Annotated in this window: 12 protein-coding genes; 4 read left to right on the top strand and 8 right to left on the bottom strand. The window is 61.4% G+C overall.

The window, feature by feature from the left end; genetic code table 11:
* Positions 1–483 precede the first annotated feature (483 nt).
* Complete coding sequence (locus RZS28_RS03710; protein ID WP_407339860.1) at positions 484–1071, bottom strand: MarC family protein; 588 nt, start codon at positions 1069–1071, stop codon at positions 484–486.
* Between the two features lie 238 nt (positions 1072–1309).
* Positions 1310–1615, bottom strand: a complete 306-nt coding sequence (locus RZS28_RS03705) for a heavy metal-binding domain-containing protein (protein WP_407339859.1) — start codon at positions 1613–1615, stop codon at positions 1310–1312.
* A 95-nt stretch (positions 1616–1710) separates the two neighbouring features.
* On the opposite strand from RZS28_RS03705, the gene RZS28_RS03700 reads away from it, so the two are divergent.
* Together RZS28_RS03700 and RZS28_RS03695 are read left to right on the top strand one after the other, a co-directional pair.
* The gene (locus RZS28_RS03700; protein WP_407339858.1) at positions 1711–1914 is read left to right on the top strand and encodes a hypothetical protein; all 204 of its coding nucleotides are present in this window, start codon (positions 1711–1713) and stop codon (positions 1912–1914) included.
* Positions 1911–2348, top strand: a complete 438-nt coding sequence (locus RZS28_RS03695) for a universal stress protein (protein WP_407339857.1) — start codon at positions 1911–1913, stop codon at positions 2346–2348. The genes RZS28_RS03700 and RZS28_RS03695 overlap by 4 nt, the downstream gene beginning before the upstream one ends.
* 41 nt (positions 2349–2389) lie before the next feature.
* Here RZS28_RS03695 and RZS28_RS03690 read toward each other — a convergent pair whose 3' ends face one another.
* Entirely contained in the window at positions 2390–3187 is a 798-nt protein-coding gene (locus RZS28_RS03690; RefSeq protein WP_407339856.1) for a 2OG-Fe dioxygenase family protein, read from the bottom strand.
* A gap of 399 nt (positions 3188–3586) precedes the next feature.
* Positions 3587–3817: a hypothetical protein gene (locus RZS28_RS03685; RefSeq protein ID WP_407339855.1), complete on the bottom strand. Its 231-nt coding sequence runs from the start codon at positions 3815–3817 to the stop codon at positions 3587–3589.
* A gap of 533 nt (positions 3818–4350) precedes the next feature.
* Here RZS28_RS03685 and RZS28_RS03680 point away from each other — a divergent pair.
* A complete protein-coding gene (locus tag RZS28_RS03680; protein ID WP_407339854.1) occupies positions 4351–5232 on the top strand; it encodes a dienelactone hydrolase family protein in 882 nt (293 codons plus the stop codon).
* Between the two features lie 38 nt (positions 5233–5270).
* On the opposite strand, the gene RZS28_RS03675 is transcribed toward RZS28_RS03680, so the two are convergent.
* From RZS28_RS03675 to RZS28_RS03660, 4 genes are all read right to left on the bottom strand, one after another.
* Positions 5271–6569, bottom strand: coding sequence for an adenylate/guanylate cyclase domain-containing protein (locus tag RZS28_RS03675; RefSeq protein WP_407339853.1), 1299 nt, complete (start codon positions 6567–6569; stop codon positions 5271–5273).
* A 690-nt stretch (positions 6570–7259) separates the two neighbouring features.
* Positions 7260–9233, bottom strand: coding sequence for an elongation factor G (locus RZS28_RS03670; protein ID WP_407339852.1), 1974 nt, complete (start codon positions 9231–9233; stop codon positions 7260–7262).
* Between the two features lie 290 nt (positions 9234–9523).
* Positions 9524–12658: an efflux RND transporter permease subunit gene (locus tag RZS28_RS03665; protein ID WP_407339851.1), complete on the bottom strand. Its 3135-nt coding sequence runs from the start codon at positions 12656–12658 to the stop codon at positions 9524–9526.
* On the bottom strand, positions 12655–13881 hold the full coding sequence (locus RZS28_RS03660) for an efflux RND transporter periplasmic adaptor subunit (protein ID WP_407339850.1): 1227 nt from the start codon (positions 13879–13881) through the stop codon (positions 12655–12657). The genes RZS28_RS03665 and RZS28_RS03660 overlap by 4 nt, the downstream gene beginning before the upstream one ends.
* A gap of 426 nt (positions 13882–14307) precedes the next feature.
* Between RZS28_RS03660 and phhA the strand changes: the two genes are divergently transcribed.
* On the top strand, positions 14308–15183 hold the full coding sequence (phhA, locus tag RZS28_RS03655; protein WP_407339849.1) for a phenylalanine 4-monooxygenase: 876 nt from the start codon (positions 14308–14310) through the stop codon (positions 15181–15183).
* The last annotated feature ends 36 nt before the right edge of the window (positions 15184–15219 follow it).

Here is a 15219-nt window from a genome sequence, read left to right as displayed (position 1 = left end):
CTGCTTTGGCCGGGCGGCCTATGCTGAACTCAAGAGCGCCGGGGACCATAATGACCGCTCGCGGCCGGCGCCCGTTCTCCAACATAGCGAAGCGGAGCGCTTCGCAACGGTTGACAAAGAGGCCGCCGCATTGCCCGGCTCGATCCCGCACGACCCAGTTGCCGCGGCTATCCCTGCCCATGAAGACGTGAGACGATCTCGACAGCGGCCGCAAAGGAGGCTCGCAGGCGTCGATAGAGTCCAAAGGTTCGATCCGCGCCATATCGCTTTCCATTTCAAGATCGGCTGTCGAGCGCCGCCGATTCTGCGACCGATCCCATAACCTGCCCCTTCGGGCGTAAAAATTCGAGACGGAAGAGTCTCCCTCGCAATAAATGGGAGATAAAGAGGCAATTCGAATCCGGGTTGAACGGCGAGCATCACGAGTCAGTTGCGCGTGACCGTCATCGCCGGCCGGTTGATTGAGCCCGCACGCGGCTCCAGTCATCCGCCTGGCGCTCGACCGGCCTCCAGCGTTAGACTCCAAGGCAGCAAAACGTCGTGCAGCCCATCGATGACGAACTGCACCGCCAGCGCGGCGAGGTTGATCCCTAGCACGCGTCCAATCACATTGCCGCCCGTAACGCCGAGGACTCGCACTATGATGCGGGTTTGGAGCAGCGACGCCAGCACAATCGCCAGCGCCGCCATAAGCATCATGACAACCACCAGGGCATGCGCCGGATCGCCGTCGGCGCGGCCCATCAGCAGCACGACCGAGGTCATCGCCCCTGGCCCGGCGATCAACGGGAAGGCCAGAGGGAAGACGGTGATGTCGTCATGCGAGGAAGCTTCGGCTTCCGCCACGCCGTGCGTAGCGGATTGACGGCCGAACACCATGGCGGTGGCCAATAGGAATAGCAGCAACCCGCCGGCTACCCGAAAAGCCGGCAGGCCGATTCCAAGAATCGATAACCACATCCTGCCGGCCAAGGCGAACAATAGCAGGATCGCGCCCGCCAGCAGGCTCGCCGTCCAGGCGGCGAGCCTGCGCTGGGCCGGCGGCATGGCGGCAGTCAGAGCGGCGAACACCAGCGCGGTTCCCGGCGGATCGAGGATCACCAGGAATGTGATGAAGCTGGTGAAGGCTGTGTCGATAAAGGGGGGAATGGCGGCGTCTCTGGAAGGGGGCGGGCAAGGTCTAAAGGATGGATCATCACTCCGCGGCCCGGCGTTTGAACCGCGCTACGGCTCCATCGCAGCCCGCCTATGTAATTGTCCTAAGGCGCGGTCTTCCCCAATACGTCCGCATCTCTTCGAAGGCCGCGCGCTACGCTGCGCAAGAAAGCTTGACCGCGACGCCAGTGGCGAGGATGCGCTTGAGTCGCACTCCGGTCTCTTCGACTTGAACCATACCGTCGGTTTCGTAATCGAAGCCGATGATCGCGTCGGCGTCGATGTCTTCCGCCGTCCGGATAAGTTCGCTCAAAACGAGTTCACGCCAATTGTCTTGGGAGGGGGCGCCATCGGCGGGATGCCAGGCGGAGGCGGCTTTGATCTTGCCGATTGTATAGAGAACGCGGCCGCCCTCGATGATTTCGGTTGAACTGATGCGCATATCTGCCTTCGAATTCATTGAATTCGCGATTGCTGGAGGCGTCCCGAAGCCGGAATGGCGACAGGAGACGTCCGTTGCAAAGTTAGGTAGGGAAAGGCCCGTTAGGAAACGAGATGGAGCAAAGGCGCGCAAAATATATGTTCCATAAGTCCCGCGCGGTTTTCCGGCATCAGTTCAGCAAGGTTGAATTCGGCCTTCTCGGCAGTCGCGGCGGGCTTGCTCTCCCGAAGGAAGGCTGGCTCGGTCGGCTGCCTTTGCGGGATGACAACGGCGCTGGGAGGCCGATGGCCTATCGCATGGGGGAGTGCGTCGAATGAAGCGTTTCGTGGCGGCGACCGACGGCTCCGAGGGCGCAAATCGCGCCATCGATGTCGCGGCGGAGCTTGCAAAGGCTGTTGGCGGCTCTTTGCACATTCTCAACGTGGCGGGGAATCTATCCGGCGAGGCGTTGGATGAAGTGATGCGGTCCGCCTCGCTTGAGAAAAATGTGGGCGATATTATCGACTCGCATTCGCGGGGGATTCTGATAGCCGCCGCGGAACGCGCGCGGCGATTGGGGGCGCTCGATGTCCATACGCAATCGGCTTGGGGCGACCCCGCGGAAAAGATCTTGGAATTTGCTCAGAGCGTGCGCGCGGACGCCATCGCGGTTGGAAAACGCGGTCAGGGGCGTCTTGCCGGCCTGTTGCTCGGCAGCGTGTCGCAGAAGGTCGTGAGCCTCGCCCCGCGCGTCGTGATCGTGGTTCCATGACACGCAGGACGTTATCCAGAGCCAGATTGCATTAGCCCGCCTCAATCGGGGCTCGGCAGGCGCAGCGGCTCCGCGCGAAAGGTGATGACTGCGACGTCCCGGCGGGCGACCAGATCGGGCTCCAATGCGCGGATCGCCGTCACGCCGTGAAAGACCCGATTATCCTGCAGAAAGACGGAATCCAGAGGATCGACAAGCGTGAAGTCGCCCAAGTGCCTGTGGTCCAGATCGTAGATCGACGTGACCCCGCTTTCGACGTTCTTCCTGTCGACCAGCACCACCAGCACCCAGTCGACGCCATCGCGATGCAGGCCCTCGGGCGTCGGCTGGCCGATTTGTCCGGCGAGGGCTTCGATCCGGAACTGGTGCAGCTCGACGTGCCAAGCTTGCGGCCTGTCCGGCGTAGGCGTCAATGCGTCAAACGCCCGCCGACCAACGTCGAGAAGACCGAGGGTGACCGGGTGGGCGGCGACGGCCTCGGTCACTGGTCCGAACCAACGTTCGATCCCCCCATTGAGCGGGTTGTAGTCCCGGCTCTGATAATGCGGCTGATGCGCTTTGCGGACGACGCCTTCGGCGGACACGGCGAAGGCCGCGAAGCGTCGGCGGCGATAGCGGCCGCCATCAGCCATATATGTGTCGACGCCGAGATCGTCCCAACTCGCGGCGAAGGAGGGCCATTCGGCAAGCGCCGCAGGCGTCAGGAGCGCGCGGATTTGCGCCGCGGGCGCGAAGCTGAATCCCGCCGATCGAACCTCCTCGACAATGGCCGAAATATCTCCGGTCATCGAGCGCGCAGGCTCCCGGAGCGACAGGAAACGAGAGGCGGAGTTCTTCACGCAATGATTTCCTTGGCGATTTTACCGCATTGTAAGAACTGACATTGGACCCGAAAGCCAGCATGGGCCGCCAAGCTGGAGACGAGTGAAGAGCGCGATCCGCCGGATTTCCGAAAGGCGATTTCCCGTAAGAAGCAAGCCGCGCAGGATCCTTATCGTATGGCTAGCGCGCGCAGACGAATTTATGCGGTCTGCGCAAGCTTGACTACGCCGATCGCTTTGTGTGCTGGAGCCCGTGATCAGCTCCGCCCAAGGCGGGTCATCCGACGTGAGGCTTGCGGTGAGATCCGGCGCGCCGCACGTGAGGCCAGGACGCAGAGCGTCTTGCGACTCTCCAGGCAAATTGGCGGCAAACAGAATATTCTGCTTGCCGCCGTGAATCAACGCGCCCGTTAAAAGCTATGTTTCGAGCAAAGATCCTGCCTGATCTTCAATAACGGTTCGGATGGCAATACCTGCCTTCGTAGCCGAGGTGGGTTCCGGGAGGGCAAACACGGCCATGATGACGATACCCGTAGTGGCGGTATCCATAGCCATATCCGTAATGGTGTCCCCAGTGTCCGTGATGTCCCCAATGTCCGTGACGCCCATGATGGCCGTGGTGGTGGCCGTGATGTCCATGGTGGCCATGATGTCCGCCCCGGGCGGCGGCGGGGGTAGCGGACGCGGCGACGCCGGCGGCGAGAACGACAGCGACGAAGGTTGAGCGGATGAATTGTTTTAAAGCGGTCACTTGAATGTCCTCTGGTCTATATCTTCGATTCGCTCTCGTTGTTAAGCGATAATGAAGTCTAGGCGGCCGCTCTATTAGGGGCTGTGCGCTAGCGCTCATAATGGCGATCGAAATGACCAGCTTCCAATATTCGCGATCGGCGCCTGATCTGGCTATCACGCGACGACCGCGCCGGGCAAGCATGACGCAATGAGCCGCACTGTTCGGCGATTGATGGCGCGATCGTTGGATTGGCGCTTGCCAGAAGTGATTCCGCTTCAGTTCATTGTCCATCGTCTTGACGTCCTGTTATGGGGCGCCATAGCGCACATTCGATCGCGTGACGCTGTCTCATCAATTACGCCCCTGACCGCGGCGGCCGCGATGGGCAAGCATTAACCTCGGCTTCCAGCACGCCAGGCCGCTGGCGCAAAACATTAGGGAGATAGCTGTGCGCCGTTCGCGCCTTCAACTTGTCGCCATCGGCGCGATGCTTCACACCCTCGTGTTGCTGACCTCCGCCGAGGCGGACAATCTGCCGCAACAGGTGGAGTTTCAAAGCTTGGACGGCGACACCATGCTCACCGGATACTTGTTCCGGCCAGCCGGAAAGACGACTGCGAGGAAAGTTCCGGCAATTGTAATGATGCACGGCAGGGCCGGCGCTTATTCCTCTCTCGCCGGAGGGAAATACGACGCCTCGACGCTTTCGAGGCGTCATGCCTTTTGGGGTCGTTTCTGGGCTAGTCACGGCTATGCCGCTCTGCTCGTGGATGGCTTCGGGCCGCGCGGATACGCGGGAGGATTCCCAATTCATTCCTATGATTCGCGGCCTGATGCGGTGAACGAGGTGACGGTGCGTCCGCTCGACGCTTATGGAGCGCTGAAATATCTGCGCTCTCGTTCTGACGTCGATGGCGATCGCATCGCGCTCCAGGGCTGGTCGAATGGCGGAAGCGCCGCCATCGCCGCCATGTCCGACGAGATCCTTGCCGCGACCGGTCAAAAGCCAGGGGAAGGCTTTAGGGGCGCTGTGGCTTTCTACCCGGCCTGCGCGCTGCACGACAGATTCGCCAATGGTTATCACCCTTATGCGCCGCTCCGCGTTTTTTCGGGAGACGCCGACGAAGAGGTTTCGGCCGAACGGTGCGCGCGGCTGGTCGAGGATTCGCAAGCCGCAGGCGGCGATGTCTCCATCGAGATCTATCAAGGAGCGACTCACGACTTCGACGATCCAGGCGCGAAACGGCAAAGCGTTCCTGAAAACGCTGACGCAGCCGATAGAGCGATCCCAGCTACATTGGCCTTTTTGAAGGCTCTCCTTCGCCGCTGAGGGGCGCGCTATTTTGCTCATCCTTCGGCGCCGACGCGTCAAGGGGGAGAGATCGGCGTCGTGCTCCGCTCGGTCAGAACGACGCGATTATCGGCAGCATAGAGATAGCAGGGTCCGTCGACAGCCTTGCGCGACGGATCGTCGTTGCAGTTCTTCAGCGCTTGTTCCTCGGCCTGGCGCTGCGAGGAAGCGCCTGTCGCCAGAATCAGGAGACCGCGAGCGTGAATGGCCGCCGCTTTCGGGCCAGGAGCCGCTGCGTAGCCGGTCACATCGACTCGCGCGCTGGTCGCCAGCCGGACGCCTGGAACCTGCGCCGGATCGAACATCCCCGAATAATGGATCCTCGGCATATCCCGAGACGCACGGGATCCGTCGCTTCCAGCAGCGATGATCGCCTCGTCGACCGCGAGCAAAGCGCAGGGCTCGTCGAACGTCAGCTGACAGCGTTCGAGAACCTTTTCCTCGGCGGTCTCCGGCGTCGGCCAGTCTCCCGTCCACCAGCGCGACTGCGCCTTCGGGGCAAGCGCGAAAGCGCGGTGCGGTCCTAGGGCGACATATTCGGAGATCAGCGTCCGGCGCGCTTTCGTCGTTGATTTGGGCAGCGCTTGTGAGAGGATCGGATCGAGCTCCTTCGACAGATCCTTCTTGGCGTTTCTCCCCAGGAACAACGCCGCCGCGGCCCCGGCCAGACAGAGGCTCACGACCAAAACGGCGATGATCGCCGTTCGTCGCGGCCAAAGCCGCGTTTCTCCCGTTGAAGATCTCGGCGACCCCGCCGCCGCCGCCGCCCTGGGCATTCCGGCGATCGCTTCCGCAGAAAGCGCCAGGACCTCGACTGGGCGCGCGATGTTCTTGAATTGATGCGATCCGGCGTCAGCGAAGGACGCCTCGATCTTTCCTTGGATCTGGTCATTGGCGGCCCGCGAAACGCAGATGCCGCCCGGCTCCGCGAAAGCCTGGAGCCGGGCGGCCACATTCACCCCGTCGCCGAAGAGATCATGATCCTGAACGATCACGTCGCCTATATTCACCCCTATCCTAAAAGTGATGCGCCGCGACTCCGGCAGACCGGCGTTGATCTCAGCCATTCCTTGCTGTAGTGCGATGGCGCAGCGCGCAGCGTCGACCGCGCTGGCGAATTCAAGCAGCAAGCCGTCTCCCGTCGTCTTCACGATGCGGCCCCGATGCTCCAAGATCGTCGGATCCACGAATTCTCGCCGATATCGGGTCAGCGCCGCGAGGGTCCCAGCCTCGTCGTCGCCCATCATCCGGCTGTAGCCGACGACGTCGGCCACGATGATCGCAGCGAGCTTTCGCTCGACGGTAGGTTCGTTCATCAAGCGTTCCGGTCAAATTGGGCCCCGCGTCGCCGCGACGCAAGAATTTGATTGTACGATTTAGGCGCGGCGGCGTCATCTCAGCAATCGCAAATTCGGTTTGCGAACAGGTAGCCTCTTCGCTTGAAAATGCTCTAGAGCGCCTCCCGATCAGATGGACTCATCTGATCGAAAAGGAATCGCTCAAATTCAAAGAGTTGGAGCATGTTCTGATCGAAAAAGTCGATCAACTTTTTCGGAACATGCTCTAGCAAAGATTGTCCGTCGGAGCGATGCTATGCTAGCCGCGGCCTCGGGCGGCGAGAGGATTGGTTCGTACTGGAGACAGCCATGCTTGGCTTTGGCAAAGGCTTCGTCATTTGTGTGGGCATTATGGCTTTCGCGGTCTCTGGCGTGAATGCGAAGTCGTATCTGTTTCGTGTGAGCTGCGGCCATGAAACATTTGTCGCCCAATGGGAGTCTGGCCCTGTCGATCCCGGGATCTACCACTTTCGCAATGCTACGGGAGACACGAATCTCGACTGTTCGGTTTACGACTATGATGCAAGGACGGACGGAGATATTCCTCGGCGCTGGTGCAGAGACCCCGGCCCCGCAATCGAACTATTCCCGCCAATCCTGATTCTATCGAGCATACCCCATTGCCGATGACGTGGCGCCAGGATCTCAGTGCATCGCTCTGTTGCAGAGTTAGTGGGCGCCCCGCTCGGGGAGCTGGCCGCGCGCTTCGGCGAGGTGATCGAAATGACGGCGATAGCAGCCGAGCCCCATCGTGTCCGAGCGGAGTTCTATGATGAAGTCTTGCAGCTCCGCCGCCGGCGCCATCGCCTCGACATCGTCCCAGCCCGGCCAGCCGGATTTCTCCATGTAGCCGAGTATCTGACCGCGGCGGCCGCTCAGCAGGCGTTGCGTAGCGGCGGTAAAATTGTTGGGCACGGTCACGGTCACATGATCGATCGGCTCGAGCAAGACGGGTTCAGCCTTGGCGAGCCCTTCTATGATCGCCATGCGCGTGGCGCTTTTGAACGCCATGTCTGAGCTGTCAACCGCATGGAACGTTCCGTCGACCAGCGTTACGCCGACATCGACCACAGGATAGCCGAATGGACCTTTCTGCATGGCTTCCTCGGCGGCATCGCGGACCGCCGGAATATATTGCTTCGGCACAGCGCCCCCGACGATCCTGTCGGTGAACAGGAAGCCCGCGCCGCGAGGCCGCGGCTCGATCTCCAATTTGACGTCGGCGAATTGGCCATGGCCTCCGGTCTGGCGCTTCAATCGGGAATGCTGGGAGACCGATCTCTTGATCGTTTCCTTGTAGGCGATCTTCGGCGAACTGACGGCGACCTGAAGATTGTAGATTGAAGCTAGGCGCTCCAGAGCTACGTTGAGATGGATTTCGCCTTGGCCCTTTAGGAGCATGTCGCCGGTTTCGATATTATGCTCGAGGCTGAGGGACGGATCTTCATCGACAAGCTTGTGCAAGGCGGCCGAGAGTTTCGCGTCGTCCTTCCGATCTTTCGCAGCGACGGCAAGCACATAGAGCGGCGGCGGCGGCGCGGGGAAAGGCAGCATCCCGGCGGCTCCGACGGCGCCGAGGATCGCCCCGGTCGCAACCCCTTCCAGCCGCCCGAGTGCGACCAGTTCGCCGGCGTCGGCCTCTGGCGTTCTCACCGATTCGCCCCCGACAAAGCGGGAGACGCCGCCGACGCGGATTCCGTCGAATGTTGCGCCGTCCCGCAGGACGCCGCGCCAGACGCGGCCATAGGCGAGCTTGCCGGCTTGAACCGTCTTGAAGATCTGAACCAGCGGCTGGTTGCCCGCAGGGACGCCGCAGCGCTCGGCGGTGACGCGCGAGTCGGGAGCGTCATGGCGCAAAGCCTTCCACAGACGCGCAATGCCATGCGCCTGCGCAGCCGCCCCGAAAAGAACCTCGACGATCGAGTCGTTCGCCTGGTCCTTGTGCAATTGCTGATAGATTTCGGCCGATGTCGGCGTCATATCCTCGAGCAGCTTCTCCATGAGCGCGTCGTCATGGTCGGCTAGCGCCTCGGTCAGCCCGGCGAGCGCCTCCTTCTCGGGCTCGCGCATATCCGACGGCAGCTCGATCAGCTCGGAGCTTTGCTTCGGGCGATAGCGGTAAGCGCGCTCGGCGACGACGTCGACAAAGCCGATGACGGCGTCGTCCTCGCGGATCGGGATTTGCCGCAACAGCAGCGGCCGCTTCGAATGCGCCTGAAGGGCCGCGACCATGTCGTGGACCGGGGTCGCAAGCATGTCGATCTTATTGACGAAGATGAAGTGCGGAAGCCCGCTCTCTTCGAGAGCCCGCATCAGGAGCGGCAGGCTCGATGCGCGCTCGGCCGCAGGCTCGCAGACGATGACGGCGAGATCGACCGCCGTCAGCGCGCTAGCCGTCTCGAACCCGAATTCCACAGAGCCGGGGCAATCCAGGATCGACCATCGATCGCCAAGATAAGCGCAATGACCAAGCCTCAGCTCGGTGCTCATCGTCCGGCTTCGGGCGTCGCTGGTTCGCTTGACCGGCGCGCCACCAGCGGCCATGAGAGCGTCGAACAATGTCGATTTGCCGCTGCCATATGGGCCGACGAGAGCAATCGAGCGCGGCCCGGTCGCAGAGGGCTTCGAAGAAGATCCTGTCATGATGGCGTCTCCCTTCCTCCATTTCGGCCGTCAATTGAATGCGACCCCGGCGCGGATAGACCTGCGTTGCGCCGCTGGCGGATCCGTGCCGGATCGCGGCGTCGGCGGATGCAGCCGAAATAGACGCTATGCCGATTTTCTATGTCGAAATCGGTCCCCCTATTGATTGCGCATTGCTCAACCGCCGTCGAGCCAAAAAACATCGCCCTTGGAGTTCGACTCTTGCGCTTGCGGCTCCCCTGAGAAAGGCTCGCGACATCGCGCTCGGCTTTTATGGCCCACGCTCAAGGTTACGCCACCTTTCGGCCGGGCTCGGCCGGGCGGGGCGCCGCATTCGCCTCGATCGGCTTCTTCTTCAGGCGGCGTCCGATGTAGGCGCTGAAGGCCTCCATGTAGAGATAGGTGACGGGAGTCGTGAAAAGCGTCAGAACTTGCGACACGAGAAGGCCGCCCACCACCGCGATGCCGAGGGGCTGCCTCAAATCCGCGCCGGCGCCGACGCCGATCGCGATCGGCAGGGCGCCGAGAATGGCCGCCATCGTCGTCATCATGATCGGCCGGAAGCGCAGGACGGCGGCCTCGTAGATCGCCTCCTCGGCGGATTTATGCTCCACCCGCAAGCGCTCCAAGGCGAAATCGATCATCATGATCGCGTTCTTCTTGACGATGCCGATCAGCATGATGAGGCCGATGATCGCCATCATGGTCAGGTCGAAGCCGAAAAGCCGTAAAAAGAACAATGCGCCGACCGCCGCCGAAGGAAGGCTGAGAAGAATCGTGAATGGATGGATGAAGCTTTCATAAAGAACGCCGAGGACGATGTAGACGGCGAAAAGCGCCGCCGCGATGAGGACCGGCTGGGTCGTCAGCGAACTTTGAAACTCCTGCGCGGTTCCCTGGAAGGATGTCTGCAAGGTTGGGGGTATGCCCAGCTCCTTTTCCGCTTGCTGGATCGCTGAGACAGCCTGGCCGAGTGAGACTCCCGGCCGAAGATTGAACGACAAGGTAACGGACGGGAACTGTCCTTGATGATTGACCGAAATCGTCCCCGGCGTCGGCACAAGCTTGGCGAATTGGCTGATTGGAATCAACTTGCCGGCGGCGCCATGCACATAGAGTCGCGTGAGAGCGGACACATCCTGCTGATATTGCGGCGCGACCTCGAGAATGATGTGGAAGGTGTTGAGGGGCCCGTAGAGCTGGGCGATATAGGGTTGGCCGAAAGCGTCGTAAAGCGTCTGCTCGATCGTGGTGATGTTCACGCCGAGACGCGAAGCGGCGTCGCGATTGACCTGGATCGCCAGTTGCGGGCTGCCTGTCTGTAGATCGCTCGCGACATCCTGAAGGGCCGGAAGCGATTGGAGCTTGGCCAGCACCTTCGGCGCCCATTCGCTAAGCTCCTCCGGGTTCGTGTCCAGCAGGGTGTATTGATACTGCGTGCGGGCGAGGCGCGCGCCGACCTGTATGTTCTGGATCGATTGCAGATAGGTTGAAATCCCCGGAATGGCCGCGAGTTTCGGGCGCAGGCGCTGGATGATCTGCCGAGCCGTCGCGCTTCTCTGATCGAAGGGCTTCAATTGAAGGAACAGGCGCCCGGTGTTGAGGCCCGCGCTCGCATTGCCGCCGATAAATGAACCGAAGCTCGCGACGTCGGGATCGGCGAGGATCACCCTGGCCACCGCCTCCTGCCGGTCAGCCATGCCCTGAAAGGAGATGTCCTGATCGGCCTGCGTGAAAGCGAAGATGAGGCCGGTGTCCTCTTCCGGAAAGAAGCCCTTCGGGGTCGTGACGAACAGCCAAGCCGAAAGCCCGATGAGCGTCAAATTGATCAGCATGACGGCGCGACGATGCCGAAGCGAGAGCTTCAAAAGCCGCTCGTAGCCGGCGATGGTCGCTTCGAAAGCTCTCTCGCTCCATTCATAGATGCGGCCATGGCGCGCGTCCCTCGGATTCTTGAGCACCAGCGACGCCATCATCGGCGAGAGGGTCAAGGCGATCATGGCGGACAAGACGATCGCCACGGTGACGGTGACGCCGAACTCCCGGAACAGCCGTCCGACGATGCCGGTCATGAACAGAAGCGGGATGAAAACCGCGATCAGCGAGATCGTGATCGAGACGATCGTGAACCCGATCTCCGCCGATCCGTCGAAAGCCGCCTTCATGCGGTCGCTGCCATCCTCCATATGGCGAAAGATATTTTCCAGCATCACGATGGCGTCGTCGACGACAAGGCCCACCGCGAGGGTGAGGGCCATCAGCGAAAGATTGTCGAGGCTATAGCCGAGCAGATACATGACCCCGAACGTTCCGAAGAGCGACAAGGGAACGGTGACGCTGGGAATGAGAGTCGCCCAAAAATTTCGCAAGAAGACGAAGATCACGATCACGACGAGAACGATCGTGCCGGCGAGCGTCAGCTTCACATCCGTGAAGCTTTCGCGGATTGAGGTCGAGCGGTCGCTGACGATCGTGAGATCGACGGAAGGCGGGATCGAAGCCTGAAGCGTCGGCAGGAGCGCCTTGATCTGATCGACGAGATCGATCGTGTTCGCCCCCGGCTGGCGCCATATCCCGATCATCTCGCCGCGCTTGTCGCCGATCCAGCTTGCCTGCAGGGGACTCTCCGCGCCGATCGTGACCGTGGCTACGTCGCCGACCCGCACCGGCGCGCCATTACGGTAGACAATCACGGACTTGGCGAGATCGTCCGGCGAAAAGAGCTGGCCGTTGGTCCCGATTTGATAGGCCTGCCGGGGGCCTTGCAACGTGCCGACAGGCAGGTTTGCGGTGTTGCTGGCGACGGCGCTGGCGATTTCGTCGAGGCCGATGCCCCGGGCCGCGAGCGCCAGCGGATTGACCATGATCGTTGGCGCGAATTTTTGCTGACCGAAGATTCCCACCTGGCCGACGCCGGTCAACATTGAGATGCGTTGCGCGATGTTCAAATCGGCGTATCGATCGAGCTCCGTCAGCGGCATCGACGGGGACGTGAGCCCCAGAATGAGAATTGGCTGGTCGGCGGGGTTGACCTTTCTGTAGGTCGGCGGCGTCGGGAGATTTTTCGGCAGATAGCCCTGCGCGGCGTTGATCGCGCCCTGCACATCGCCCGCCGCTCCGTCGATATTGCGCGAGAGATCGAACTGCAGCGTGACGACCGTCGTGCCGAGAATGCTCGTCGAGGTGATCTGATTGACGCCCGGAAGGTTGGCGAATTGCCGTTCAAGCGGCTGCGCGACGGAGGAGGCCATGGTCTCCGGATCCGCGCCGGGGAGATTCGCCGTTACGGCGATCGTGGGAAAGTCGACGGTTGGCAAGGCGGCGATAGGCAGAAGATTGTAGCCGACGACGCCGCTGATCATAAGTGCGGCCATGAGCAATGTCGTGGCGATCGGCCGTCTTATGGAAGCCGCAGAAATGTTCATTTTGGCGCGCTCTGACCGGTTGCCGTTGGCGAAGCGGCAGATGGCGCGTTTTGGGCGAGAGCGTTCGAAACTTGAACCTTGGCGCCTGGCCGCAGCCTGGATTGACCTGCAGTGACGACCTCTTCGCCGAGCTGCAAGCCTGACCCGATGAGCGCCATGTTGTTCTCGGTCTGGGTTACGGAAATGGGGCGCATGTCTACAGTCGAATCTGGCTTCACTACATAGGCGTAACTGCCGTTCAGTCCGGTTTGCACGGCGGCCGCGGGAATATTCACCCCATTGTAAATGACCTCAATCACGAGATGCGCATTGACGAACTGCCCCGGCCACAGAGCGTCGTCCTTGTTGGCGAATTCGGCTTTGAGCTTGACCATGCCTGTCGTCGGATCGACGGCGTTGTCGATCAGATTGAGGACGCCGGCGGCGATCTTTTTCTGATCGGCCTGGTCGAAGGCCTCGACGGTCAATGGGCCGCGCCGCATCGCCTCACGGATGCGCTGGATGGTCGCCTCCGCAAGCGTGAACACGACATAGATTGGCTGGATCTGAGTCACCGTGACCAGCGTGCTGCTATTAGCCGGGACCAGATTGCCGAGGTCGATCTGACGTATCCCGGTCACTCCGTCGATGGGAGACTTGATCGCGGCATATTCGACGTTAAGCGCGGCGGCGTCGATTTGCGCCTGATCGTTCTGTAATGTCGACTCGGCTTGGGCCACCGTGGATTTTTGCGTTGTATATTGCTGCTCGGGCGCGAATTCCCGCGTCAGAAGCTTGCCGTAGCGCTGGAGATCCGTCTGGGCGTTGGCGTGCGCGGCCTGATCCTTGGCGAGGACCGCCCGCGCCTGGTCGAGCGCTGCTTGATAGGGACGTGGATCAATCTGGATTAAAAGATCGCCCTTGTGGACTATTTGTCCTTCACGGAAATTGATCGCTGTGATGTTGCCTTCAACCCGGCTCTTGAGCGCGACTGAGTTGTAGGCTTCAACTTGGCCTAGGCCCCGCAAAATGACCGGAACGTCCCGTGCTACGGCGATCGCCGTCCGGACCGGCACGGTGGTTTGTTCTGGTTCTTTTCGCCTTTCGCTTGTCCGCGCGTATTCATAGTGAACGGCGGCCGCGAGGCCCGCCGCCGCCAGAATAAACGCCAGACCAATCAAGATCCTTCGCATGAGCGGATAAACTGCCTTGCCGCTTCGGGCGTTTCCGAGGCGGTCGTCCATGATATCAGCAACGTCCCCGTTTGGCGGGAGTTCCGGGCGTAGTCCTCAGCAAAGGCGATGTCGAGCCTTCGTTTGGACCCGGGCGATCAAAACCGCGCGAGCCAACGTTGAACAGACTTGGTTAGTTTCCGGCGGTTTTCAACTGCGCGCGCCGAGCCGGACTCTTCGCATGCCCAGGTTGTGCTTCAGATGCGCGAAGAACAACATCTCGGCGTCATGCGCTGTTGTCCGTGGCGCTTTTCACATTAATTTTTCAAGGAGGCTTTCGGCGCGCGCTTTCGCGCTTAAATATGAAACCGTCCGAGCGCAATTCGCAATGGTCCGCGGCTGCGGGTCAACCGTGCGGGCGGCCCCTGGACGACCCGAGGGAAAGGCAGGAGACGCGTCCGCTAGACCACAGGGCGCGCGACGGCAGGATCCGAGATCATGGAGCTGCTCGACAAGATCATTCATCCGCCAGCCGGCGCCAGCGCGGACTGGACCATTCCACAACGCTTCGAGGCTTACGGCGAAGCCGAGCATCGCATCTGGGTCACGCTCTATGATCGGCAGGCCCGGATCCTTCCGGGGCGCGCTTGCGACGCCTTCCTGCATGGGCTCGACGCGCTTGATCTCCATGGGGCCGGCATCCCGGACTTCCATCGCTTGAACGAGCGGCTCAGCGCCCTCACCGGATGGCGCATCGTCGCCGTGCCTGGGCTCGTGCCGGACGCAATCTTCTTCGATCATCTCGCGCATCGGCGCTTTCCCGCCGCCAATTTCATTCGCCGCGCGGACCAGCTCGATTATCTTCAGGAGCCCGACGTCTTCCATGACGTCTTCGGCCATGTTCCGCTTCTGACCGACCCGGTCTTTGCGGATTACATGCAAGCCTATGGCGAGGGCGGAATTCGCGCCCTTGGGCTTGGCCGCCTGCACAATCTGGCGCGGCTCTATTGGTACACGGTCGAATTCGGCCTCCTGCAAACCTCCGCGGGGCTCAGGATCTATGGCGCGGGGATTGTCTCCTCCAGGACGGAGTCGATCTTCGCGCTCGAATCCTCCTCGCCGCACCGAATAGGCTGCGACCTCGAGCGGGTGATGCGCACGCCTTACCGCATCGACGACTTCCAGCAAGTCTATTTCGTCATTCCGTCGCTGCAAGGGCTGCTCGATCTAACCATCAAGACCGATTTCGGCCCGATCTACGCGAGGCTGGCTGAAGCGCCGGACATTGCGATCGCCGCCGTCGCGCCAAACGACAAGGTCCTGTCGCGCGGGACCCAGGCCTATGCGCGCGGGCTCGTCGATCAATGCGCCTGAGGCGAGAATAATCAGTAGCCCAACACATATCGAGTG

Origin of the sequence: Methylocapsa polymorpha, assembly GCF_045689225.1 — a bacterium.
GTDB classification, from domain to species: domain Bacteria; phylum Pseudomonadota; class Alphaproteobacteria; order Rhizobiales; family Beijerinckiaceae; genus Methylocapsa; species Methylocapsa polymorpha.
Note: the sequence above shows the minus strand (reverse complement) of the source record. Positions and strands in the feature narration are given on the sequence as shown.

Coding starts and splice junctions, on each gene's coding strand:
- RZS28_RS03705 (WP_407339859.1), bottom strand. CDS start 1,615: ATGAATTCGAAGGCAGATATGCGCATCAGTTCAACCGAAATCATCGAG.
- RZS28_RS03700 (WP_407339858.1), top strand. CDS start 1,711: ATGGAGCAAAGGCGCGCAAAATATATGTTCCATAAGTCCCGCGCGGTT.
- RZS28_RS03695 (WP_407339857.1), top strand. CDS start 1,911: ATGAAGCGTTTCGTGGCGGCGACCGACGGCTCCGAGGGCGCAAATCGC.
- RZS28_RS03685 (WP_407339855.1), bottom strand. CDS start 3,817: ATGGCCACCATGGACATCACGGCCACCACCACGGCCATCATGGGCGTC.
- RZS28_RS03675 (WP_407339853.1), bottom strand. CDS start 6,569: ATGAACGAACCTACCGTCGAGCGAAAGCTCGCTGCGATCATCGTGGCC.
- RZS28_RS03670 (WP_407339852.1), bottom strand. CDS start 9,233: ATGACAGGATCTTCTTCGAAGCCCTCTGCGACCGGGCCGCGCTCGATT.
- RZS28_RS03665 (WP_407339851.1), bottom strand. CDS start 12,658: ATGAACATTTCTGCGGCTTCCATAAGACGGCCGATCGCCACGACATTG.
- RZS28_RS03660 (WP_407339850.1), bottom strand. CDS start 13,881: ATGGACGACCGCCTCGGAAACGCCCGAAGCGGCAAGGCAGTTTATCCG.
- phhA (WP_407339849.1), top strand. CDS start 14,308: ATGGAGCTGCTCGACAAGATCATTCATCCGCCAGCCGGCGCCAGCGCG.